The organism is Kineosporia corallincola (assembly GCF_018499875.1).
Taxonomy (GTDB): Bacteria; Actinomycetota; Actinomycetes; order Actinomycetales; family Kineosporiaceae; genus Kineosporia; species Kineosporia corallincola.
The window spans coordinates 175,346-198,829 of sequence record NZ_JAHBAY010000009.1 but is presented as its reverse complement, the minus strand read 5'-3'; the positions used below and the strand labels follow the sequence as shown (position 1 = coordinate 198,829).

Below are 23,484 nucleotides of genomic sequence, written 5' to 3'. Positions count from 1 at the left end.
CACGGGCGTCCATGCGTGGTTCACCCGTGTCGCCCCTGGTTACAGCCCCCCGAACCTGGTGACAATCGGTCACGATCCACGAACGGCGTACCGACCGGCGGCTACCTGCAACGCAGCCATTGCCAGGGACCTTCGGCCCCCGATAGGCTGGCGAAAGTTGCCTGAAACGTTTCATCAGGCATTGGACAGGCACTGGACTCAAGGGAGAGTCTCATGCACACACGCAGCGGCCCACCCACGGGCTCCAGACGGGCCGGCCCGACGGCCTCCCGCCGCCCCGCGCTCGCGACCCCGCGTCGCCCTGCACCCACGGCCTGGCGTCGCCCTGCACCCACAGCCTGGCCCCACCCCGCGCCCGTCCTCTCGGGCCAGGCCACGCATGCGGCTTCGCCCCACTCCGCACACGCGGTGTCACACCCCCCAGCGCCCGCACTCCCGCCGCACCCCACGGCCTCGCGCCGCCAAGCGCCCGCGCGCTCGCGCCCCCCAGCTTCCGCAGCCGCGCCGCACCCCACGACCTCGCGTTCTCAAGCGCCTGCTCAAGCGCCCACTCAAGTGCCTGCGCGCCCATGCCCTCACGCGCCCGCACCCTCCACCTCGCGAGCGCCGTCCCGCCTCCGAGGTCACACGGCAGCACCGCCCCCTGCCAGCACGACGGCCCGTCACCCCCGCCTCTGATCCGTCCGCCAGCAGGCCCGAAACGGGCTGCGGACGGATCAGACGCCGCCCCGCACGCACCCTGTCCACGGCACGCGAGCCGCGTCGGGTCGCGCCGGGTCACGTCGGCATTCCCGTCACAAGATTCGTTTTCGCCCCACCAGAATGCCAGACGTGGCCTAAGCTGACCGATCTCAGCATCAGGGTGCTGAAACAGTCCTTTCAGCAACGCCTTCCGCTCCGACGGCCGATCCGACGACGAAGGGGACGGGCCATGCGCCGCAGCACCGACCCGCGCGGTCACCCGCCCGCCGAATGATGCAGATCGTTGCTTGACACCGGTAAAACCCCGACTCTACTTTCTCTTTCGCTTGAATCCTTTCAACGAGGCAAGGTGCTCATGGTCAGCCCGTCACACGCTGCCCTGAAGTTGACCGACGTGTCGAAGTCCTTCGGCCCGGTCGTCGCTCTCAGGTCCGGCAGCCTGGAGGTCCACCCCGGCTCCGTCCACGCGCTGGTGGGCGAGAACGGCGCCGGAAAGTCCACGCTGGTCAAGATGGTGGCGGGTGTCCACCGCCGGGACAGCGGCGAGTTCCTGCTCGACGGCGAGCCCGTCGACTTCGGATCCACCGCGGAGTCCAAGGCGGCCGGCGTCGCCGTCATCTACCAGGAACCCACGCTCTTCCCCGATCTGTCGGTCACCGAGAACATCTTCATGGGCCGCCAGATCCTGGGCCGCATGCGGCGTATCGACAGGGCCGCGATGTACGCGGAGGCGGAGCGGCTGTTCACCGGGCTCGGGGTGCACATCGACCCGCGCCGCCCGGCCCTCGGCCTGTCGATCGCCGACCAGCAGATCATCGAGATCGCCAAGGCCATCTCGCTCGACGCCAAGGTCCTGATCATGGACGAGCCGACCGCGGCGCTGTCCGGGGTCGAGGTGGAGCGGCTGTTCACCGTCGCCCGCCGGCTACGCGACGAGGGCCGGGCGCTGGTCTTCATCTCGCACCGCTTCGACGAGGTGTTCGCGCTGTGCGACACCGTCACCGTGATGCGCGACGGCGCCTACATCGGCACCCGGCCGATCAAGGAGACCACCGTCTCCGAGATCGTCAACCTGATGGTCGGCCGTGAGGTCGCCGAGCTGTTCCCCAAGCAGGACACCGAGATCGGCGAGGTCGTGCTCCAGGTCGACGGCCTGAACTCGGCCGGCGTCTTCCACGACATCTCGTTCACCGTGCGCCGCGGTGAGATCGTCGGCCTGGCGGGCCTGGTCGGGGCGGGACGCAGCGAGATCGCCCGCGCCGTCTTCGGTGTCGACCGCTTCGACTCCGGGTCGGTGACGATGAAGGGCAACGCGGTGCCACCACGCAGCCCGCGCGCCGCCATCGCCTCCGGCATGGCCTTCATCCCCGAGGACCGGCGCAAGCAGGGCCTGGTCACCGAGGCCTCGGTGGCCGAGAACATCGCCGGCGTGATCCGCCGCAACCTGGCCGTGGGCGGACTGCTCACCCGTGGCCGGGAGAACCGGGCGGTCAGCCCCTGGGCCTCCCGGCTGGAGGTCAAGACCAGCGCCCTCGACGCTCCCGCCAAGACCATGAGCGGCGGCAACCAGCAGAAGGTGGTCATCGCCAAGTGGCTGGCCACCCAGCCCGACCTGCTGATCATCGACGAGCCCACCCGCGGCATCGACATCGGCACGAAATCCGAGGTGCACCGCCTGCTCTCGGAACTCGCCGGGCAGGGCATGGCGATCCTGATGATCTCGTCGGAGCTGCCCGAGGTGCTCGGCATGGCCGACCGCGTGCTGGTGATCAGCGAGGGCCGCCTGACCGCCGAGCTGCCCCGCGCCGAGGCCACCCCGGAGAACGTGATGCACGCCGCCACCGCCAGCCAGGAGATGGCCCGATGACCCCCACCACCGACACCCACGCCGACGAGGGCACCACGCTGCTCGTCGAGCCCAGCGCCCTGCCGGCCCGCACCCGGCTGATCAGGTCGCTGCTGCGCTCGCGCGAGCTGTCCGTCGCGATCGTGCTGCTGCTCGTCATCGCCGCGGCGGCCCTGAAGAGCTCGGACTTCGTGTTCAGCTCCGACGGCTGGCGCGACCTGCTGCTCACCCCGTCGATCCTGCTGCTGCTGGCGGCCGGGCAGACGGTCGTCATCATCACCCGCAACGTCGACCTGTCGGTCGGCGCGATCCTCGGCATCAGTGCCTGGCTGACCGGCGAGGTGTTCACCTCCCACCCGGGTATGCCGCCGTTGCTGGCCTTCGCCATCGGCATCGCGGCCGGGGCCGGCCTCGGCCTGGTGAACGGGGTGGTCGTCGCCTACGGCCGGGTCCCCGCGATGGTCATCACCCTGGGCACCCAGTACATCTTCCGCGGGATCGTGGTCACCTGGGCCGGTTCCAGCCTGATCAGCGCCTCGCAGATGCCCGACGCCTTCCTCGATCTCGGCACCCGGCAGATCCTCTCGATCCCGGTGCTGTTCATCGTGTCGATCGTGATCGTGGCCGCCGTCGGCTACTACCTGACCACCGCCCGCTCGGGCCGTGAGCTCTACGCCGTCGGTTCCGACCCGGAGGCCGCCGTGCTCTACGGCCTCCCGGTGAGCCGGCGCGTCGTCACCGCGTTCGTGCTCAGCGGCGCCCTGGCCGGCCTGGCCGGGGTGGTGTTCGCCGCCCGCTACGGCACGGTCAACTCCGGCGCCGGCAGCGGCATCGAGTTCCAGGCCGTGGCCGCCGCCGTGGTCGGCGGTGTGGCGATCTCCGGCGGCGCCGGCACCGTGTGGGGCGCCGCGATCGGCGCCGGGCTGCTGATGACCATCAACAGCGCCCTGCCCATGGTCGGCATCTCCGAGTTCTGGCAGCAGGCCCTGGTCGGCGCCCTGATCATCGCCGCCATCGTGCTCGACCGGGTGCTCGCGGCCCGCCAGGCGCGCCAACTCATCGAAGCGAGGGACGAAGCATGACCGCCGTCGACACCCGGGCCGAGAGGACCTACCCCGCGTACTCCCGGCCGCTCTGGCGCCGGCTGCTGCTGAGCCGGGAGGCGAGCGTCATCGCCCTCCTGCTGATCGTCTGGATGTACGGCTACAGCAACATCCCGTACTTCGGCGACACCCTGACCCTCACCTACATCCTCGTCGACATGACCACGGTGCTGCTGATCGCGCTCCCGATGACCCTGGTCATCGTGACCGGCGACATCGACCTGTCCGTCGCGTCGGTCGTCGGCCTGTCCAGCGCCGTGCTGGGGCTCCTGGTGCAGCACGGGGTGGGGATGCCGGTCGCGGCGCTGGCCGCACTGGCGGTCGGTGTGGTCTGCGGGCTCGTCAACGGGTTCCTCGTGGCCCACGTCGGGCTACCCTCGCTGGCCGTGACCATCGGCACGCTGGCCCTCTACCGGGGCATCGCCGTCGGGCTGCTGGGCACCACCGCGGTCACCGACTTCCCCACCTCCTGGACCGACCAGACCGCCCGGGTGATCGGCTCGACCGGCATCCCGACGTTCATGATCGTGTTCGTCCTGCTGGCCGCCGGGTTCGTCGCGCTGCTGCACTTCTCCCCATTCGGCCGGGGCATCTACGACATCGGCCTGAGCACCGAGGCGGCCGAGTTCAGCGGCGTCAACGTGCAGCGCACCAAGCTGATCCTGTTCGTCCTGACCGGCACGGTCTCGGCCCTGGCCGGCATCTTCTACACCCTGCGGTTCGGCAGTGCCCGCGGCGACAACGCCGAGGGCCTCGAGCTCCAGGTGATCGCGGCCGTCCTGCTCGGCGGTGTGTCGATCTTCGGTGGCCGGGGCAAGCTGCCCGGCGTGATCGCCGGTGTGCTCCTCATCGGTGCCCTCTCCAGCGCCCTGCGGCTGGAGGGCGTCACCGTGAACGTCATCAACATCATCATCGGGCTGCTGCTCGTGCTGTCCGTGCTCTCCACCACCCTCCTGGCATGGGTCTCCGACATCGCTGCCAGGCGTAACCGGGCCAAGCGCCCCACTCAGACGCCCGCGAGCGTCGGTTCACAGTGAAGTGAAAGGACAATCTGTCATGCGGACCCTCACCCGGCGCAGCACCCTGCTCGGAGCTGTCGGCCTCTCGGTCGCCCTCGCGATGACCGGCTGCGGCAAGGCCGAAACCGGCTCCGACTCCGGCGATTCCGGCTCGGACTCGAAGGCGCTCAACGTCGTCTTCATCCCGAAGAACCTCGGCAACCCGTACTTCGACGCCAGCGACAAGGGCGGCAAGACCGCCGTCGAGGCCCTGGGCGGCACCTTCTCCGAGGTCGGCCCGCAGGAGGCCAGCCCGGACGCGCAGGTGCAGTACATCAACACCGCCGCGCAGCAGCACGCCTCGGCCATCGTCATCTCCGCCAACGACCCCAAGGCCGTCGGTTCCGCGCTGACCCAGGCCAAGTCCGGCGGCACCAAGGTGGTCACGTTCGACTCCGACACCGAGGCGCAGTACCGCGACCTGTTCATCAACCAGGCCTCCCCCGAGGGCATCGCCAAGGCCCAGGTCGACGGCCTCGCCGAGCAGATCGGTGACTCCGGCGAGATCGCGATCCTCTCCGCCGCCGCGAACGCCACGAACCAGAACGCCTGGATCGAGCTGATGAAGACGGAGCTGAAGGAGAACCACCCGGACATCAAGCTGGTCGACACCGTCTACGGCAACGACGACGACCAGACGTCCTTCGACAAGACCGCGGCCCTGCTCCAGACCCACCCCGACCTCAAGGGCATCATCAGCCCGACCACGGTCGGCATCGCCGCGGCGGCCCGTTACCTGTCCACCTCCAAGAGCAAGGGCAAGGTCGCGCTGACCGGGCTGGGCACCCCGAACCAGATGCGCAAGTACGTCGAGGACGGCACCGTCACCGAGTTCTACCTGTGGAACCCGACCGACCTCGGCACCCTGGCCGCCTACGCGGCCGCGGCCCTGGCCAACGGCGAGATCACCGGCAAGGAGGGTGACCAGTTCACCGCCGGCGACCTGGGCAGCTACACCGTCGGCGCCGACCAGACCGTGCTGCTGGGCGACCCGACCGGCTTCAACAAGGACAACATCGACGACTTCGACTTCTGAGTCGCGCGGGCGCGCCGGGCAGGTCTCCTGCCCGGCGCGTCGTCATGTCCGGGCCGGCTCCCGAGCACGTCCCGGTGACGTCCCGGACAGTCCCGCACCGCCGCCGAAGCCTTGCCGCCGCCGGGCGGCCGTTGCCAGCGTGGCGGTCGGGCCGTTCCACCCGAGGGGCGGCCGCGACCACCTGGGAGGGTGAGATGAAGTTCCGGATCCGCATGGTGCTGACGGCGCTGCTGGCCTGCTTCTTCGCGGTGGCGGGGGTCACCAGCGCGAGCGCGAGCGCCTCCGACGTCACGGTGCCGGCCCTTTCGTGGTCACCGACGGGAGCACCCGGTCGTACCGGGTCAGCGACCTGGCCTCGTACAACGGGCACTACTAGTTCACCTATCACGTGTCGTCGTGGCGGCTGTGCGACAACTACGCGGGCTACTGCACGGGCTACGCCACGCTGAACAACGCCTGACCGCCAACCATCATGGACGACGCCGGGCGCGCACTCACCCGGCGTCGTCCATCATTTTTCGCCGTTCCGCACGGGGGGGGACCGCCGATCCGTGGACAGGTGAACTCTGCCGGTCTTCCCCGAACGCGACGATGCTCAGACCATGGACATCACGAACAGCACAGTTTTCATGGTCGGCGGCACCTCCGGGCTGGGCCTCGGCATCGCGCAGCGCCTGGCCGGGGCCGGCAGCACGGTGATCGTCGGGGGCCGCCGGGCCGACCTGCTGAAGAGCATCGCCGACGAGAACCCGGGCATCGGTACCGCCGAGATCGACGTCACGGACGGGGATTCGGTGGCCCGGGCGCGGGACGCGGTGCTGGAGCAGTACCCGGGCCTGTCCGCGGTGGTCACCATGTCGGGCATCATGCACGCCGAGGACCTACGCGACGCAACGCATTTCGACATCGCCCGGGCCACGGTGGAGACCAACCTGCTGGGCACCATCCGGGTGGTGGACGCGTTCACGCCGCATCTGCTGGCACGTGGGGCCGGCACGATCGTCACGGTGTCGTCGGGCATCGCGTTCGTGCCCTTCCCGCTCACCCCGGCCTACGGGGCGACGAAGGCGGGCATCCACTCGTACACCGAGTCGCTGCGCGCGCAGCTGGCCGGCACCGGCGTGGAGGTGGCCGAGCTGGTGCCGCCGCTGGTGGCGACCACGCTGATGGGCTCGCAGGACAACCCCTCCGCGATGCCGGTGCGGGACTTCGTCGAGGAGTCGGTGGAGCTGATGGCGCGGCAGCCGACACCGCGCGAGATCACCGTCGGCCGGGTGCTGCGGCAGCGCAACGCCGTGGTGACCGGGGACTACGACGAGATCCTCCAGCAGTTCACCGGTGCCCTCGCTACCCTCGGCCACCAGGGCTGACCCGCTTCGGTCAGACTGCGGCGCGGGCGTTCTCGATGAACCGCACGATCTTCGCGTGGTCCTTCACACCGCGCGCCGACTCCACACCGCTGGAGACGTCGACGCCGTCCGGGTGCAGGTGCTCGATCTGGGCCCGGACGTTGTCGGGGGTCAGTCCCCCGGCCAGGATCCAGGGCCGCTCCGGGCGGCGGGTGAACTGACCGGCGTCGATCAGCCGCCCCTGCCCCGGGTCGGGCGCGTCGAGCAGCAGGCGGGCGTCCATGGTGGACGACGGTGGGGCCGCGAGATACTCCGCGAGCGACAGGGCCCGGATCACCCGGAACCCCTCGTCCAGGGCACGCCGGAGGTCGTCGTCGGGCTCACCGCCGTGGAACTGCACGGTGCTGACCCCACTGGCGTGCGCGACGGCCAGCACCCGGTCGAGGGGCAGGCGCCGCACCACCAGCACGGTCTCCACGCCGCCGAGCGCCTCGACGATCGGGCGGGCGTCGGCCGGCTCGATGTGCCGGGGGCTGGCCGGATGGTGCACGAAGCCGATCGCGTCGGCCCCGGCCCCGGCCGCCACCCGGGCCGTCTCCAGATCACGCACTCCACAGATCTTCACGAACACAGCGGTCATTCTGCCCTGTCCGAGTCGCTGTCCGAGTCGCTGTCCGGGTCGCCGTTCCGGTGCCGGCTGGGCAGGTACGGGCGGTGCAGGTGCACCCGGGCGTGGTGGTAGCCGGCCGCGATCTCCTCGGCCGTCGGGTCGTCGTCCTCACCGTTCGCCGAGGGGTCGTGCCGGCGGCACACCCGGTAGCGCGTGCCTCCACCTCGTAGCGGCCCCGTGCTTCAGCCGTACAGCCGCTGCCGCAGCAGCTCGGCGTGCCGCTGCACCTCGGCCACCAGGTCACCACGCTGGGACGCGTCGGCCTGCCCGGCCGGGAAGGTGACGGCCAGCCCGGCCACCGGCCAGCCGGTGCGGTCGCGGACCGCGACCGCCACCGAGGCCAGGCCCTCGGTGATCTCGCCGTTCTCCACCGCGTGTCCCCGGGCCCGGGTGGTCACCAGCTCCGCCCGCAGGCGGGAGTAGGAGTACGGCGGACCGGACGCGCCGAACGCCGAGGCGTGCGGGAACAGGGCCCGCACCTGCTCGCGCGGCAGGGCGGCCAGCAGGGCCCGGCCGCTGGCGGTGAGCCAGCTGGGCAGGCGCACGCCGACGTCGGTCACCAGCACCGGCCGGCCGGGCGCCCGCTCGTCGGCCAGATACACCACGTCCCGCCCGTAGAGAGCGGCCAGCTGGCCGCTCTCGCCCACCCGGTCGACCAGGGCCGCGAGCACCGGGTGGCCGGCCCGGGTGATCGGCTCCTGCCGGGTGTAGCCGGAACCCAGCTCGAACGAGGCGATCCCGAGGCCGTAGCGACGCGAATCCGGGTAGTGCAGCACGAACCCGCGCTCCTGGAGCACGCTCAGCAGCCGGTACACGCTGGAGCGCGGCAGGCCGAGGGCGCGGGCCAGGGTGACGGCCGCCACCGGGCCGCGCTGGGTGCCGAGGAACGACAGGATGCGCAGCGCGGCATCGACGGTGGGCGCGGACGCCGTTGCGGCCATGTCCAGCATCCTAGACACCTCATCCGGTCGGCTACTGCCGGGCACCGCGGCCGGTGCGGTGAGATGAGCGCCATGACAGCTACTTACGCCGCCGCCGGTGTGGACCACGTCACCCTCGGGGCAGGCCCGGCGACGTTCGCCGACGTGGTGGCCGTCGCCCGGTACGGCGCCCGCGTGCACCTGGACCCGGCCGCCCTGGAGGCCGTCGACGCCTCCCGCGCCCGGATCGAGGCCCTGGCCCAGGACACCGAGCCGCACTACGGCATCTCGACCGGATTCGGCGCCCTGGCCAACACCTTCATCGCCCCGGACTCCCGCACCCAGCTCCAGCGCAGCCTGATCCGCTCGCACGCCGCCGGCAGCGGCGAGCCGGTGGAGACCGAGGTGGTGCGGGCCCTGATGTTCCTGCGCCTGTCCACGCTGATGACGGGCCGTACCGGTGTGCGCTCCTCCACGGTGCGCGCCTACGCGGCGCTGCTCGATGCCGGCCTGACTCCCGTCGTCCACGAATTCGGTTCTCTGGGCTGCTCGGGCGACCTGGCCCCGCTGAGCCACTGCGCGCTCGCCCTGACCGGCGAGGGCAGCGTGCGCACGGCCGACGGCCGCGTGGTGGATGCCGCGCAGGCCCTGGAGCAGGCCGGGCTGGAGCCGGTGGTGCTGGCCGAGAAGGAGGGGCTGGCGCTGATCAACGGCACCGACGGCATGCTCGGCCAGCTGGTGCTGGCCCTGCACGACCTGACCACGCTGTTCACCACCGCCGACATCGCCGCCGCGATGAGCGTGGAGGCTCTGCTGGGCACCGACGCGGTGTTCGCCGACGACCTCCAGCAGTTGCGGCCGCAGCCGGGGCAGGCCGTGTCGGCCGGGAACATCCGCCGCATGCTGGCCGGCTCCCCGGTGGTCGCCAGCCACCGGGGACCGGGCTGCACGCGGGTGCAGGACGCCTACTCGCTGCGCTGCGCCCCGCAGGTGCACGGCGCGGCCCGCGACACCCTGGCCCACGCCGCCACGGTGGCGGGCCACGAACTGGCCGCCGCCATCGACAACCCGGTGGTGACGCCGGACGGCCGGATCGAGTCGAACGGCAACTTCCACGGTGCCCCGGTGGCCTACGTGCTCGACTTCCTGGCGATCGCCGTGGCCGACCTGGCCGGCATGTCCGAGCGCCGCACCGACCGGCTGCTCGACCCGGCCCGCAGCCAGGGTCTGCCCGCCTTCCTCGCGCACGACGCCGGGGTGGACTCCGGGCTGATGATCGCCCAGTACACCGCGGCCGGGATCGTCAGCGAGCTCAAGCGCCTGGCCGTGCCCGCCTCGGTCGACTCGATCCCGAGCTCGGCCATGCAGGAGGACCACGTGTCGATGGGCTGGGCCGCCGCCCGCAAGCTGCGCCGCGCCGTGGACGGCCTGGCCCGCGTGCTGGCCATCGAGATCATCACCGGGGCAAGGGGTCTGGACCTGCGCGCACCGCTCCTGCCGGGCCCGGCCACCGGCGCCGTGCTCGGCCTGGTGCGCGAGCGGGTGGCCGGCCCGGGACCGGACCGCTTCCTCGCCCCGGACATCGAGACCATCACCCGGGCCGTGCTTTCCGGGGCGGTGGTGGAGGCCGGGCGCTCGGTGACCCGGCTCGGCTGAGCTACCCCGCCAGCACATCGCGCACGGACTGCGGCTCGCGGCCCAGCAGGGTCGCGAGCCGCAGGGCCGGTGCCGGCGAAGAACCCCTGCCGCGCGGCCTCGAACATGCCCAGGGTGAAGCGGGCCATGGGCTCCGGCTGCCCGGCGGCGACACGGGCTGCGAGCCATTCCCCGGGATCGACCACCTGCTAGGCGATCTCGCGCCCGCTCAGCTCCGACGCGATCGCCGCGACCTGCTCGAGGGTGGGCGCGTCCGGGGCGGTGAGCGTGACCGGCCCGTCGTTCCCCGCACCGCCGGAGGTGAGGATCGCCGCCGTGGCCTCGGCGGCGTCCTCCCGCGCGGTCCAGGAGACCGGCCCGTCGGCCGGGACGCCGATCCGCCCGGTCCGCTGCCACGGCCCGGTCAGCCAGCCGATGCTGTGCGCGGAGAAACCGTTGCGCAGCGAGGTCCAGGGCAGCCCGGATGCCTCCAGCAGCCGCTCCGTGGCGAAGTGGTCGCGGCCGGGACCGAACGGCGTGGCGGCGGCCCCTGGTGGCTGGCGTACAGGATGCGCCCGGCCCCGGTGGTCACGGCCGCCTCGATCACCGCGCGGTGCAGAACTTTTCACGGTCGTGCTGCGCCGTACGGGTGACAGCCCGTCCCGAACGATGTGCCCGGCCTGTGATTTCGCTGGGCATTCACCCCCGGGACGGCGCCGCTTTTGCACCCGTAAACGGATGTTAGACGCAATCCGACCCGCTGCCCAGCAGGTGGTTTCGCCCGAACCGGGATCTTGACCGGTGTCCCTGGCCTATTCTTGGCCTCCGTCGGAGGAAAACTTGCACCGGGCGCGGAACCTTGCTCTCGCGCCGGGCAGGGCCTATGGAGGGGCTGAGATGACCGCGGGGACCGAGCAGACCGGGCGGCCGATCGAGCCGCTGGAACACCGGCACATCGAGGCCGGCAGTGCGGCCCGGCTGCGGCAGGTGGTCACCGCCCTTCCCGACGAGGTGGCCGTGCACGACGAGGTCACCACGCTGACCTACCGCGAGTTCGCGCTGCGCACGGCCGTCCTGCGCCGCCAGGTGGCCGCCGCCGTGGCCGGCACCCCCACCGAACGGCCTGTGGCACTGCTGTACTCGCACGGTGCGCCCGCCGTCGCCGGGCTGTGGGCCGTGCTCACCTCGGGCCGGCCGATCCTGGTGCTCGACCCCCGCACTCCCCCCGCCCGGCTGCGCGCCTTCGTGGAGCGCGTCGACGCCCGGCTGTGCCTGAGCGACCGGGCCAACGCCGACACCGCGGCCGGCCTGGTGGAGCAGGTCGTCGTCGACACCTCCGACGAGAAGCCCGGTACGCAAGACGATCTGGACGCGCTGTGGGCCGCCGCCCCCTCCCCCTCCGACATCGTCGCCTACGCCCTCACGTCCGGTTCCACCGGGCGTCCCAAGGTGGTCGTGCACGAAGACCGCATGCTGGTGCGCGAGGCCTGGGCCGTGGCCCACGCCACCCACTGTTACGACGCCGACGACGTGGTGGCCAACGCCCTGCCGATGGCGTTCTACGCGGGCCTGATGGCCGCCGTGGCGGGCATTCTGGTGGGCACCACCACGGCGATGTACGACATCCGCGGGCGCGGCATCCGCGAGCTGCCGGAGTGGATCGACCGCAACCGGGTCACCATCATGCAGGCCAGCCCGGCCATCCTGCGCAATCTGGTGAACGGCGCCCCGAACCCGGCACTGCTCAGCCGGTTACGGCAGGTCACGTTCGCCGGCGAGGCCGCCTACGGTCACGACCTGGAGGCACTGCGCGCGCTGCTGCCGCCGACCTGCGCCCTGCGCAACCGGTTCGGCTCGTCGGAGACCGGTTACTGCACCGACTACGTGGTCGACCACACCCATCCACCGCTGACCGGGGCGCTCCCCGTGGGCATGCCGATGCCCGACATCGAGATCGAAATTGTGGACGACGCGGGCCTTCCGGTCCCGGCCGGCGGCACCGGGACCGTCACGCTGACCGGGCGCAACCTGGCCATGGAGTACCTCGGCGACGAAAAGGCCTCGCAGGCCTTCACTCCCGCCGCCGGGCGCACCGACGGCGCGCGCACGTTCCGCAGCAACGACGTGGGCACGCTCGGCCCGGACGGGGCGCTGCGCCTGCTCGGGCGGCGCGACCACAGCGTGAAGATCCGCGGCTACCTGGTCGAGCCGGGCGACGTGGACGCGGCCCTGTCCGCCCTGCCCGAGGTGCGCGAGACGATCACGATCGGGGCCGACAAGGGCGACGGGAACGGCGGCAAGCGCCTGGTCTCGTACATCGTGTCCACGGCCGACCGGCCCAGCGCCGCGGTGGCCCGGCAGTACCTGTCCGGCGTCCTGCCGGCCTGGATGGTGCCCGAGAGCATCGTCTTCCTGGAGGCGCTGCCGCGCACCGACCGGGGCAAGCTCGACCGGGCCGCGCTGCCGGAGCCGCCCGCGGTGAAACCGGGCCGGGGCGCGGAGAACCTGACCGAGTGGGAAGAGGTGGTGCGGGCCCTGTGGTGCAGCGTGCTCACGCTGCCCGAGATCGGCCTGGACGACGACTTCTTCGAGCTCGGCGGCGACTCGCTGGCCGCCGAGAGCCTGATGAGCCGGATGGCCTCCGACCTCGGCGTGCCGCAGGAGCTGGCGCAGACCACGGTGCTGGTGCAGGCGCCCACCCTGAAGCAGTTCGCCGAGCGGGTCACCCGCAAGGCCGACGCCGCCAACCAGACGTTGATCCCTTTGCGCGCCACCGGTTCCCGGCCCCCGTTGTTCCTGTTCACCGGTGGCGGCGGGCTCGGCGTGACGATGGTGCCGCTGGTGCGTCACCTGCCCGACGACCAGCCGGTGTTCGCCCTCCAGGCGCACGGCCTGGAGGCGAAGGGACTGCCGGACTGGAGCGTGCAGTCCGCGGCCCGGCGGCACATCCGCACACTGCGCGAGATCCAGCCGACCGGGCCCTATTTCATCGGCGGGCACTCCTTCGGCGGGGTGCTCTCGCTGGAGGTGGCCCACCAGCTGCGCCACGCCGGGCAGGAGGTGGCCCTCCTGGTCATCCTCGACTCCTTCCCGCCGGACGGCAAATCCCATGTGCCGCTGGAGGGTTCGCCCATCCAGCGGCTGCGCGGCGCGATCGGCGTGGCCACCACCGGCCTGGTCGGCACACCCGGCGACGACCAGTACTGGCGGTTCTGGCGGCAGAGCAACTTCCTGCACATGCGCTACAAGGGCCGGCCCTACGACGGCGACACCCTGGTGATCGTGGCCGCCGACAGCGAGGAGAAGGACGTGCGCCGCTCCTGGACGCCCTACCTCACCGGGACCTGGCGGCTCACCCACGTACCGGGCGACCACATGTCCATCCTGCGTGACCCGTTCGCCGCCAAGACCGCCGGGCTCATCCTGGAGCAGCTGGAACCGGCCCAGGAGCGCCGCCCCGCCGAGCCGCGCCGTCCCCGGGACGGCGCCCGGCCCCGGATGATCCGGCCCAGCAAGGCCTGGCCCGACCAGTACTGAGACGGCCGGTACCGAGACGGGCGGGTTCTCAGCCGTACGGCTGGAACAGCAGGTGCGCCTGTCCGCCGTGCTCGATCCGGCGCACGCCGATACCGTAGACGCGGCCGAGCAGTTCGTCGTCCTCGATCAGGTTCGAGGCCGGACCGGAGCCGACCACGCGACCCTTCTCCAGCAGCACCAGGTCGTCGCAGTAACGCGCGGCCAGGTTGAGGTCGTGCAGCACGATGATCGCGGTGGTGCCGAGTTCCCGCACCAGAGCCAGGATCTCGTGCTGGTAGCGAATGTCGAGGTGGTTGGTCGGCTCGTCGAGCAGCACGTGGCCGGCCCCCTGGGCCAGGGCCCGGGCGATCAGGACCCGCTGCTTCTCACCGCCCGACAGCCCGGCGAAGGCGCGCGGCCCGAGGTGCACGGCCCCGACCCGGCGCAGCGACTCCCAGGCGATCTCCTCGTCGGCGGTGCTGGTGCGGGCGAAGGTACCGATGTGCGGGCCTCGGCCCAGCAGCACCATCTCGGCCACGGTCAGGGTGCTCTCGCCGCCGTTCTCCTGCACCACCACGGCCAGCCGACGGGCTGTCTCGCGCGGCGAAAGCCGTTGCAGAGGAGAGCCGTCCACGGTCACCGTGCCGGAAGACGGCTTCAGCGAACCGTAGAGCAGGCGCAGCAGGGTGGTCTTGCCGCTGCCGTTGGGGCCGATCAGGCCGAGCACCCGGCCGGTCGGGGCGGTCACGCCGACGCCGTCCAGCACCGGCGTCCTGCCGTAGGCGAAGCCCAGGTTCTCGCCCTGGATCACTCCGCCTGCCCGAAACGTTCCTCGATGCGCTCCAGGCCGTCGATCGCGAGCGGGCTGGGCGGCTCGGTGAAGTTGAACAGCTGCGGCATCACGTCACCGTTCTTCACCGCCGCCAGCTTCTCCGCGCCGGGCAGGCCGGTGATCGACGCCGCCACCTCGTCCGCATCGCCGTCGGAGTACAGCAGGATCAGCACGTCCGGGTCGAGACCGATCAGCTTCTCCAGGGTCACCTCGAACACCCGCTCGTCCACGTCGCCGAAGACGTTGGTGAAACCGGCCGCCTCCAGCTGCGGGTCGGCCATGCTGCGGCTGCCGTAGGCGTAGGTGACACCCCCGCCGACGGTCGGGTACAGCACGGCCGCGGTGCGGGCCCTGCTCCCGTCGGCCTTGGCCTCGACCGTCGCGAGGCGCTTCTTCAGCTCGGTGACGGCGTCGGCCGCCTCGCCCTCACGGTCGAAAACCTTTCCGTAGAAATCCATCTGGGAGTACACGTCGTCGAAGCCCGGGTCGGCCAGGCCGTCGCCGCACAGACCGGGCTCCTCCACCAGGGGGATACCCACCGATGTCAGCGTGTCCCGGGTCAGGTTCTGCGCCTCGCCGATCACCAGGTCGGGTTCCTGGCCGATCACGACCTCCTGGGAGATCTGGAGGTGGCCACCGGTGTCGGTCTTGTCGGTGAGCAGCGGAACCCCGCCCAGGGCGGCCAGGGTCCCGGCGTCGTAGTAGTCCTCGGGATAGGCGCCGGCCCGGGCGATCACGTTGCTGCCGAGCACGCCCAGGTCTTGCAGGTACGGCACCGAGGCGCTCTTGAGCAGCACGACGCGTTCCGGCTCGGCGGTGAACGTCACGTCGTCCCCGCAGTTCTCCAGCGTGAGCGGGTAGTGACCGTCGCCGGAACCGCCCGCGGAGGCGCTGGAGGCGGAGTCGCTGCCGCAGGCGGCGAGGGTCAGCAGGGCGGCGACGGCGAGGGCGGAACCACGGACGACGTGGGTGGGCGGCATGAAGGGTGCTCCTGGAGGCTGACGCGCGTGAGGGGTCAGGCGCTGGTGACGTGGAGACGGCGGATGAGCACGAGCAGGAACGGCGCCCCGACCAGCGAGGTGATGATGCCGAGCGGGAGTTCCTGGGGTTGCATGACGGTGCGGGCCAGGGCGTCGGCCCAGATCAGGAAGATCGCGCCGAGCAGGGCGGCGACCGGCACGGCCCGGGAGTGCGGAGCGCCCACGAGGCGGCGGGCCAGGTGCGGCACGACCAGCCCGACGAAGCCGATGCTGCCTGAGGCCGCGACCAGCACCCCGATGCACAGCGACACGAGCAGCAGCAGCTGGGTGCGGAACCGGTCCGGCGAGATGCCCAGCGTGTGGGCGGTCTCGTCGCCGATGGCCAGGGCGTCGAGCCGCCGGCCCCAGAGCGTGAGCAGGGCCACGGTGAGGCCGACGACGATGACGACCACGCTCAGCGCCGTCCCCCAGCGGGCCAGCCCGAGCGAGCCGAGGAGCCAGAACATGACCGAGCGGGAGCCCTCGGCCGAGTCGGACGCGAAGATCAGGAAGCTGGTGGCGGCCGAGAGGGCGTAGCCCACGGCCACTCCCGACAGCAGCAGCCGCACCGACGTGACCCGGCCTCCGCTGCGGGCGATCAGGAACACCAGCAGCGACGCGGCCAGGGCGCCGAGGAAGGCGCTGAACGGCAGGGCGTTCTCGCCCCAGGCGGCGCCGAAGCCGAACAGGATGGCGGCGGCCGCGCCGCTGGAGGCGCCGGAGTTGATGCCCAGCAGGTAGGGGTCGGCCAGCAGGTTGCGCACCATCGCCTGGAGGACCGTTCCGCAGACCGCGAGACCGGCCCCGACCACGGCGCCGAGCAGCACGCGGGGCAGGCGGACCTGCCAGACGATGGCGTCTTGCGGGAGGCTCCAGGTGACCTCGCCGGGTGTGCCGAGCACGTGGTGGGCGATGATGCGCGCGACCGCCGCGGGGGCGATGCCGACGGCCCCCACCCCGACCCCGAGCAGCACGCTCAGCACCAGCAGCACACTCAGCCCGAGCAGCCAGACGGCGCCACGCCGGCGCTGACGTCCCAGACCCAGATCGGCGAGCACCGGCCGTGCGGGGGGGCGATGGCCGGTCCCGTCGACGCTGTCGGCCCCGTCGGCCTGTTCGGCCTGTTCGGCCGCCAGTTCTCCCGCGATCTCCGCCACCTCCTGACGACGCGTCGTGCCGATGCGCGAGGACGGCACTTTCCGACGCTTTCCGGGCAGCACCCCGGAAGAGGCGCGCACACACGAGCGCCCGGCACACGGCCGGGCGTTGTTGCGAAGATTATGCAATAGGACGCCCGGCGGGTGTGAGCCGGGGTGCCGGATCAGGACGCCGGGACCAGCATGGTCGGGTGGACGACGACGGCACAGGCGACGACACAGGCCGGGACACAGGCGACGGCATGGGCGACGGCATGGGCGACGAACGAGCGCGCCGGGCGGACCGGTTCCTGCGCACCGCCGAACGGGCGGACGGCCTGGGGGAACGCCTGCGCGCGGTCGAGGACGACGACGCCGGCCCCTCGGCGGTGGTGACCCGGGCCCGGGAGACGGCACGGCGCTCGCTGGAGCTGGCTCAGGAGTCCGCCGAACGCGCGGCGCACGGGATGCGGCAGGCCGCCGACGCGCACGAGCGGGCCGCCGCGGGTCTGGAGGAGCTCGCGGCCCGGCGCCGTGGACAGGAACAGGACGATCTGCTCGGACGCGCCCGTCGTCACCGCGCGCAGGGGGCCGGGGACCGGGCCGAGGCGGCGGCCGACCAGCAGGCCGGCGCGAGGATCGCCCGGTCGGGGGACGACGGGTGAACCCTTCCTCCGCAGAGGGTTCCGTCAGGCGTCACCCCACCCGCTCATCCGCCCCGGATCGGCCCGGACCGGCCCGGTGGTCCCCCGCAGCACCAGCTGGGGCGGGGTGACCAGGTGCGGGTGCGTCACCGGGCGGCCCTCGATCCGGTCCACCGCCCGCCGCACCGCCAGCTCGGTCAGGGCCTGCGCGTCCTGCCCCACGGTGGTCAGGTCGATGTAGCCGAGCCGGGCCAGCCGGTCGTCGTCGAACCCCAGCACGCTCAGGTCGCCGGGCACGTCGAGGCCCGCACCGCGCACCACCCCCAGCAGACCGGTGGCCACGCGGTCGTTGAAAACCGTGACGGCGGTGGGCAGGTCGGCCAGCAGCTCGCGGGCGGCCGTGGCCCCATCGGCCTCGGTCACGCCCCCGGCCACCACCCGGGCCCCGGCCTCCAGGCCGTGCCGTTCCATCGCCTCCCGGTAGCCCCGGCGCCGCTCCGCCGAGCCCGGCGCCCGCCCGCCGTCCAGGTGCGCGATCCGCCGGTGCCCGAGCTCCACCAGGTGGTCGACGGCCAGGTGCAGCCCCCGGCGGTCGTCGTTGCGCACCACGTCCACGTCCGGGTCGCGCACGTTGCGGGTGAGTACGACCAGGGGCATGCGGGCGGCCAGCTCCGACAGCTGCGCCGCCGAGGAGTCCAGGCTCATCACGATCAGCGCCTCGCACCGCTCGGCCATCAGCCCGGCCACGGCACGCTGCTCGTCACGCTGCGGGGTGATGGCGCTGAGAGCCAGCTCGTACCCGGCCTTCTCGGCCGCCGCGTACAGCCCGGTGACCAGGTCGCCGTGAAAGGCGTGCTGCACGCTGAACACCACGCCCAGCAGCCGGGTGCGGCCGCTGCGCAGCAACCGGGCCCGGCGGTCGGGCTGATAGCCGAGCTCACCGGCGACCTGCCGCACGCGCTCGCGGGTCTGGGGGCTGGCACCCGGGGCGTCGCGCATCACGATGGACACCAGAGCCGTGCTGACCCCGGCGCGCTCGGCCACGTCGGCCAGGGTCACCCGGGGCATGCCTGCGCGCTGGGAAGCCATCGCGGCACCGTAGCAGCACCCTAGAACGTTCTACGTCAGGAGCCGGCCAGCGACCCGATCGGCTCGGGCACCACCACCGGCCGGGCGGGACGGCGAAAACTCAGCAGGGTCAGGGCGAGTCCCACCGCGGCGAGCGCGACGCCGACCAGGGCCGGAGACAGGTAGCCGAGGCCGTGGGCGATGGTGATGCCACCCAGCCACGCGCCCAGGCTGTTGGCCACGTTGGTGGCGGACTGGTTCACGGCCGCGCCCATCAGCTGGGCGCCGGGGGCGAGCTGGATCAGCCGGGCCTGGAGCGCCGGGCTGAGGAACATGCTGGTGGCGCCGATCAGGAAGATGCCCGCGAAAAGGCCCACCGGGGTGCGGGCCACGGCCCAGAAGAGCAGGCCGGCCGCGAGCACGGCGGCGAAGCCGGACACCAGGCTGAGCCTCAGGTTCCGGTCGGCGGCGAAGCCCCCGGCCAGGTTCCCGGCGGTCATCCCGGCACCCGCCGTGGCCATCACCCAGGGGACGGCGGAGTCGGGCAGGCCGGCCACGGCCGTGGTCACCGGTGCGGCGTAGGTGTACACGGCGAGGAACCCGGCGAAGCCCACGGCCGCCACCAGGGCCACCAGCCACACCTGCCCGGAGCGCAGCGAGTCCAGCTCGGCCCGGGGCGAGGCGCCCGCGACCCCCTCGACCTCCGGGACCACGGCCAGCACGGCGACCAGGGTGAGGGCGAAGGCGGCGGCCACCACGAGAGTGGCGACGCGCCAGGTGGCCACCTGCCCGAGCAGCGTGATCAGCGGGACACCGACGATGTTGGCCACCGTGAGACCGGCGATGACCAGGGCGAATCCCCCGGCGTGACGGTTCGGGCCGAGCAACCGGGAGGCCAGCAGCCCGGCCGCGCCGAAGTAGGCGCCGTGCGGCAGCCCGGCCAGGAACCGCCCGGCCAGGGCCAGGTCGAAGGTGGGGGCCAGGGCGGAGGCGGCGGTCCAGAGCACGAACCAGGCGAGCAGGCCGGCGACCAGGCGCCGGCGGGGTGTCCGGGCGCTCAGGGCCGCGATCGCCGGGGCACCCACGACCACCCCGAGCGCGTAGGCGCTGATCAGCCAGCCGGCGTGACCGATGGCCTCCTCGGTGGAGCGGGCGTATTCGCGGGGCAGCAGGTCGGTGGCCACGTCGGGCAGCAGGCCCATCACCGCGAACTCCATCAGGCCGATCGCGAAACCGCCCAGGGCGAGGGCGAGGAGCGCCGCATGACGGCGCGGTCGGCTGACGTGGCCCACCGATCCTCCAGGAATGACGGATGACGGGCTCCGTCGGCGGACGCGCCCGGCGGCAGCCTATAACGTTCTAGTGGACGTTTCTATAGAACGTTCTAGGCGCGCTCCGGACGACGTCGATCGAATCGGCCGGCTCGTGCCGCCCGGCGCGAAGGACAAGGAACCCGAACGGGAATCAGGGCATCGAGCGCAGCCAGAGCACCAGCGCCCAGTCCTGGTCGTTCGCCAGCGGGTCGGCGGCGTGCGCGGGCCGCCCGTCGACGCTGCTGGGCATGACGAACGCGGAGCTGGCCGAACCGTCGTCGGCGAAGTCCACGGTGGCGGCCCGGAAGATCGCCTCGGCCTCGGCCTCGTCGGCGGCGGTGCGGTGCGGGTTCTGGAGCAGGGCGACCGCGGTCAGCACGCTCCAGTGGTGCGGAAAGGTGTCTCCCCACAGGCGGTCCCGGCCGAACCAGTAGCCGTCCCAGTGCCGGATGCCGATGCCGTGCAGGCGCACGTGCGGCTGCGGCCCGCCGAAGGCCCGCATCCAGGCCAGGGCCCGGTGCAGTGCCGGGCTGTCGGGGGCGGCCAGGGCGAGCAGGGTGACCAGCGGCGCGACCATCGACTGCTCGTAGTTCACCTCGTGCGCGGGCAGATTCGCGCCGGCCGCGGCGAACTTCTTGGCGTGGCCCTTCAGCCAGCGGCGCAGCGCCCGGGCCCGGCCGCCGTCGGGCAGCAGCCCGGCCACGTGCAGCACCGCCTCGGCGTGCCCGATCAGCAGGTGCTGTGCGGCACCGATCTCGTAGGCCCGCTCCAGCAGGGTGGCGGCCAGCTCGAGATCGTCCGGCCGGCGGTAGATCTCGTACTGGGTGGCGAAGAACTCGGCCAGCCACGGGAAGTTGTACAGCCGGATCCGGTCGGCCGGGGTGTCGCTGCCCCACAGCACGTCCTGCTCGGCGGTGATCAGCCGGGCCCGGGCGAAGGCCGCCCAGCCGTGCAGCGCGGCGTCGAGTTCGGCGGTGTCGCCCCAGCCGCGCAACCGGGCCTGCTGGAGCAGAGAGGGCATGGCCAGCCGCTCGGCGCCGTCGGACCAGTCGGCCCAGGCCGCCGTGGGCTGGGTGAGCCCGCTGCGGTTGTCGTAGGGCAGGAAGGCGTGCCGGTCCGGTTCGGGACGCTCGGTGGCGCGCTGGTGGTCGAGGACGAAACGCACCCGCCGCTCGACCAGTTCGCGGCGGGGCCGGTGGAAGAGCACGGCGGTGCGGTACCGGTCGTTGCCGACATAGGTGTATCCGCGGCCGGACAGCGGTTTTCCGTCGACGAGGATCGGCGTGCCCTCCTCGGCGGCGAACCTGTCGATGGTCACCGGCGGGTCGGTGGCGGCGAGGAACGCGGGCACGTCGACGTAGAACCGCACGTCCCAGGTCAGCTCGTAGGACTCGCCGGGGTCCAGCCGGATCACCGGCTGACCGCCGAAAGCGCCCGGGTTGCGCGCTCGGTCGGTGGGCTGGAGCACGATGTGGCCGCGCACGTTCGAGAGGGTGTTCGGGTTGCGCGACTCGATCGAGTACGCCCACAGCGCCCCGGTGCGCACGACCAGCCCGAGCACCGGCCCCTGCCCCGACATCGGCCGGGCCAGCACCCAGGCCCACTGGCCACCGGTCCAGACGTGCGCGTGCACGGCCGACTCGACGGCCTGCGCGGCCGACTCGTACACGTCGCGCAGCGGCACCGTGATCCCCAGGCCGGTGACGTCGAGCAGTTCGGTGCCGGTGTTCGTCCACCGGTAGGTCTCGGTCAGCACGTCACCGGAGACATCGCGCTCGATGTCGACCCGCAGGTCACCGGTGACCGGCCCGGCGGTGCGCCAGCGCCCCGACCCCCGCCCGGTGACGGCGAACCCGCTGCCCCAGCGGTGCTCGGCGGTGTGCCAGCGGTCCCGGCCGGGCTGGAGCAGGAACGGCTGTCTCGGCAGGCCGCGGTGGTGGAAGCGCAGCGGGGTGCCGTCGTCGTCCAGGGTGACGAAAGGGATCACTCGCCACACAGTACCCAGCCCCCCGCGGGCCGGTGGTGACGACGCGTCCGGGCTCCGCTTCACCCCTTGACCGGCGTGACGAACCGGCCGATGCACACACCGTGGAGCACACCCCCGGGCCCGGCGGCCGGACCCGTGCCGCCCGGACCGTGAGGGCAGGACGCCTGTTCCGCGCCTGGATGGTGCCCGGGCTGGACGACGACGCCCAACGCGAGCGCAAGGGCCGGCTCGGCGGCTCGCTGTACCTGGTGGCCGACGTCTACATCGCCCTGGTCACCTGGCAGGACCCGCAGGCGCCGCTCTGGCAGTGGCTGCTGGTGGCGGCGGTGGCCCTGACCGGGCTGACCCTGCTGGCCCTGCCCTGGCGGCGGCTCGGCGACTCCGCCCTGGTGCTGCCGACCGTGGGCAGCGCCGTGGTGACCACACTCGGCGAGGGGGTCTGCGGCGCCCTCGGGCACTTCCAGCCGATCTTCGCCCTCGCCCTGGGCTACGCCGGGCTGGTGCTGCGGCCCGGCCGCACCAGCCTGCTGGCCCTGCTCAACCTCGGCGTGGTCGGGCTGCTCGCACTGACCGGGTTGCAACGGACCGAGCTGGTCGAGATCACCGGCGGCATCCTGTTCTCCGCGCTGATCGGTGAGCTGATCGCCGCCGCGGCCTCGGTGCAGAGCAGGCAGCGCGTGGATCTGGAGCGGCTGCACGCCGGCCTGCGGCCGCTGCTCGGCGCCCAGACCGAGCACGACGCCGCCCAGCTGGTCAGCGAGATGGCCGCGCACCTGCTGCACGCCGACGGGGTGGTGACCATGGTGAGCGACCGCGGCGAGCCGGCCGGCGGCGGGCCCACCCACCTGACGGCCCGCGGCGGCTGCGGGGACGGCGTCGACGTCACCGGTGTGCGGGTGGACCTGGGTGCGGAGCAGTCCGGCACCGGCGTGGTGGCCCGCACGCACCAGCACCTGTTCGTGCCGGACGCGCAGAACAGCCCCCTGGTCTCCCGCACCTACGTCACCCGGTTCGCCTGCGCGTCCATCCTCTACGTGCCGATCCTGGTCGGCGACCGGCTGCTCGGGGTGATGGTGATCTGGTGGTCCCGGCGGATCGACGACCTCGACCACTTCACCGACCAGATGGTGGAGCTGCTGTCGATCCAGGCAGGCCCGGTGCTGGAACGGGTTCGCCAGGTGGAGGACCTGGACCGGGCCGCGACCACCGACTCGCTCACCGGCGTCCTCAATCGGCGGGCCTTCGAGGACGCGATGGCCGCGCCGGCGGACGACGCCGTGCTGCTGCTGTTCGACCTCGACCGCTTCAAGCAGCTGAACGACACCCAGGGACACCCGGCCGGCGACCGGGTGCTGCGGGCCTTCGCCGCCGCGCTGGCCTCCTCGGTGCGCGACGGGCTGGACCAGGTCTGCCGGATCGGCGGCGACGAGTTCGCGGTGATCACCCGGGGCGACGCCGACGTGGCCCTGGCCGTGCTCGGCCGGCTGACCACGGCCTGGAAACACCCGGAGGGCGTGGGTTTCAGCGCCGGCTACGCCGTGCTGATGCCGGGCGAGGCGGCCGAGCAGCTCAGCGCCCGGGCCGACAGCGCCCTCTACGCGGAGAAGAAGCGACGGCGCGAGCGCATCCGGCGGCCGCTGTGAGAGCCCC

Annotated in this window: 19 protein-coding genes; 9 read left to right on the top strand and 10 right to left on the bottom strand. The window is 72.5% G+C overall.

What is annotated here, in order from left to right:
- The first annotated feature begins 1,057 nt into the window (after positions 1-1,057).
- The 5 genes from KIH74_RS21840 to KIH74_RS21820 all read left to right on the top strand — a co-directional run bounded on the left by KIH74_RS21840 (position 1,058) and on the right by KIH74_RS21820 (position 7,115).
- Positions 1,058-2,569 (top strand): sugar ABC transporter ATP-binding protein, encoded by a 1,512-nt coding sequence (locus tag KIH74_RS21840; protein WP_246572860.1) that lies wholly within the window; start codon positions 1,058-1,060, stop codon positions 2,567-2,569.
- Positions 2,566-3,630 carry an ABC transporter permease gene (locus tag KIH74_RS21835; protein ID WP_214157960.1) on the top strand — a complete coding sequence of 355 codons (1,065 nt, stop codon included), beginning with the start codon at positions 2,566-2,568 and terminating at the stop codon, positions 3,628-3,630. The genes KIH74_RS21840 and KIH74_RS21835 overlap by 4 nt, the downstream gene beginning before the upstream one ends.
- The gene (locus KIH74_RS21830) at positions 3,627-4,688 is read left to right on the top strand and encodes an ABC transporter permease (RefSeq protein WP_214157959.1); all 1,062 of its coding nucleotides are present in this window, start codon (positions 3,627-3,629) and stop codon (positions 4,686-4,688) included. The genes KIH74_RS21835 and KIH74_RS21830 overlap by 4 nt, the downstream gene beginning before the upstream one ends.
- Positions 4,689-4,707: 19 nt before the next feature.
- Entirely contained in the window at positions 4,708-5,745 is a 1,038-nt protein-coding gene (gene rhaS / locus KIH74_RS21825; RefSeq protein WP_214157958.1) for a rhamnose ABC transporter substrate-binding protein, read from the top strand.
- Between the two features lie 602 nt (positions 5,746-6,347).
- A complete protein-coding gene (locus tag KIH74_RS21820) occupies positions 6,348-7,115 on the top strand; it encodes an SDR family oxidoreductase (RefSeq protein ID WP_214157957.1) in 768 nt (255 codons plus the stop codon).
- Positions 7,116-7,125: 10 nt separating this feature from the next.
- Here the strand turns inward: KIH74_RS21820 and KIH74_RS21815 are convergent, their stop codons facing one another.
- Genes KIH74_RS21815 through KIH74_RS21805 form a run of 3 tightly spaced genes read right to left on the bottom strand, consistent with a single transcriptional unit; the run spans position 7,126 to position 8,705 of the window.
- Entirely contained in the window at positions 7,126-7,734 is a 609-nt protein-coding gene (locus KIH74_RS21815; RefSeq protein ID WP_214157956.1) for a phosphoribosylanthranilate isomerase, read from the bottom strand.
- Positions 7,731-7,907: a hypothetical protein gene (locus KIH74_RS21810; protein WP_214157955.1), complete on the bottom strand. Its 177-nt coding sequence runs from the start codon at positions 7,905-7,907 to the stop codon at positions 7,731-7,733. The genes KIH74_RS21815 and KIH74_RS21810 overlap by 4 nt, the downstream gene beginning before the upstream one ends.
- A gap of 39 nt (positions 7,908-7,946) precedes the next feature.
- Positions 7,947-8,705 (bottom strand): IclR family transcriptional regulator, encoded by a 759-nt coding sequence (locus KIH74_RS21805; protein ID WP_214157954.1) that lies wholly within the window; start codon positions 8,703-8,705, stop codon positions 7,947-7,949.
- 72 nt (positions 8,706-8,777) lie between these two features.
- Between KIH74_RS21805 and hutH the strand changes: the two genes are divergently transcribed.
- A complete protein-coding gene (gene hutH / locus KIH74_RS21800; protein ID WP_246572858.1) occupies positions 8,778-10,340 on the top strand; it encodes a histidine ammonia-lyase in 1,563 nt (520 codons plus the stop codon).
- A 188-nt stretch (positions 10,341-10,528) separates the two neighbouring features.
- Here hutH and KIH74_RS21795 read toward each other — a convergent pair whose 3' ends face one another.
- Positions 10,529-10,948: a Rossmann-fold NAD(P)-binding domain-containing protein gene (locus KIH74_RS21795; RefSeq protein WP_214157953.1), complete on the bottom strand. Its 420-nt coding sequence runs from the start codon at positions 10,946-10,948 to the stop codon at positions 10,529-10,531.
- Positions 10,949-11,216: 268 nt separating this feature from the next.
- On the opposite strand from KIH74_RS21795, the gene KIH74_RS21790 reads away from it, so the two are divergent.
- Entirely contained in the window at positions 11,217-13,856 is a 2,640-nt protein-coding gene (locus KIH74_RS21790) for an AMP-binding protein (protein WP_214157952.1), read from the top strand.
- Positions 13,857-13,884: 28 nt separating this feature from the next.
- On the opposite strand, the gene KIH74_RS21785 is transcribed toward KIH74_RS21790, so the two are convergent.
- Genes KIH74_RS21785 through KIH74_RS21775 form a run of 3 tightly spaced genes read right to left on the bottom strand, consistent with a single transcriptional unit; the run spans position 13,885 to position 16,744 of the window.
- A complete protein-coding gene (locus KIH74_RS21785; RefSeq protein ID WP_214157951.1) occupies positions 13,885-14,646 on the bottom strand; it encodes an ABC transporter ATP-binding protein in 762 nt (253 codons plus the stop codon).
- A complete protein-coding gene (locus tag KIH74_RS21780) occupies positions 14,643-15,647 on the bottom strand; it encodes an ABC transporter substrate-binding protein (RefSeq protein ID WP_214157950.1) in 1,005 nt (334 codons plus the stop codon). Before KIH74_RS21780 ends, KIH74_RS21785 begins: the two co-directional genes overlap by 4 nt.
- A gap of 35 nt (positions 15,648-15,682) precedes the next feature.
- The gene (locus KIH74_RS21775; RefSeq protein WP_372492110.1) at positions 15,683-16,744 is read right to left on the bottom strand and encodes a FecCD family ABC transporter permease; all 1,062 of its coding nucleotides are present in this window, start codon (positions 16,742-16,744) and stop codon (positions 15,683-15,685) included.
- A 290-nt stretch (positions 16,745-17,034) separates the two neighbouring features.
- On the opposite strand from KIH74_RS21775, the gene KIH74_RS21770 reads away from it, so the two are divergent.
- Positions 17,035-17,487 (top strand): hypothetical protein, encoded by a 453-nt coding sequence (locus KIH74_RS21770; RefSeq protein ID WP_214157948.1) that lies wholly within the window; start codon positions 17,035-17,037, stop codon positions 17,485-17,487.
- Positions 17,488-17,511: 24 nt separating this feature from the next.
- On the opposite strand, the gene KIH74_RS21765 is transcribed toward KIH74_RS21770, so the two are convergent.
- The 3 genes from KIH74_RS21765 to KIH74_RS21755 form a co-directional block, all read right to left on the bottom strand.
- On the bottom strand, positions 17,512-18,555 hold the full coding sequence (locus KIH74_RS21765; RefSeq protein ID WP_214157947.1) for a LacI family DNA-binding transcriptional regulator: 1,044 nt from the start codon (positions 18,553-18,555) through the stop codon (positions 17,512-17,514).
- A 35-nt stretch (positions 18,556-18,590) separates the two neighbouring features.
- Complete coding sequence (locus KIH74_RS21760) at positions 18,591-19,826, bottom strand: MFS transporter (protein WP_214157946.1); 1,236 nt, start codon at positions 19,824-19,826, stop codon at positions 18,591-18,593.
- Positions 19,827-19,998: 172 nt separating this feature from the next.
- A complete protein-coding gene (locus KIH74_RS21755) occupies positions 19,999-21,834 on the bottom strand; it encodes a hypothetical protein (RefSeq protein ID WP_214157945.1) in 1,836 nt (611 codons plus the stop codon).
- Positions 21,835-21,935: 101 nt separating this feature from the next.
- Here KIH74_RS21755 and KIH74_RS37895 point away from each other — a divergent pair, with 101 nt between their 5' ends.
- Complete coding sequence (locus tag KIH74_RS37895; protein ID WP_308113952.1) at positions 21,936-23,477, top strand: GGDEF domain-containing protein; 1,542 nt, start codon at positions 21,936-21,938, stop codon at positions 23,475-23,477.
- The last annotated feature ends 7 nt before the right edge of the window (positions 23,478-23,484 follow it).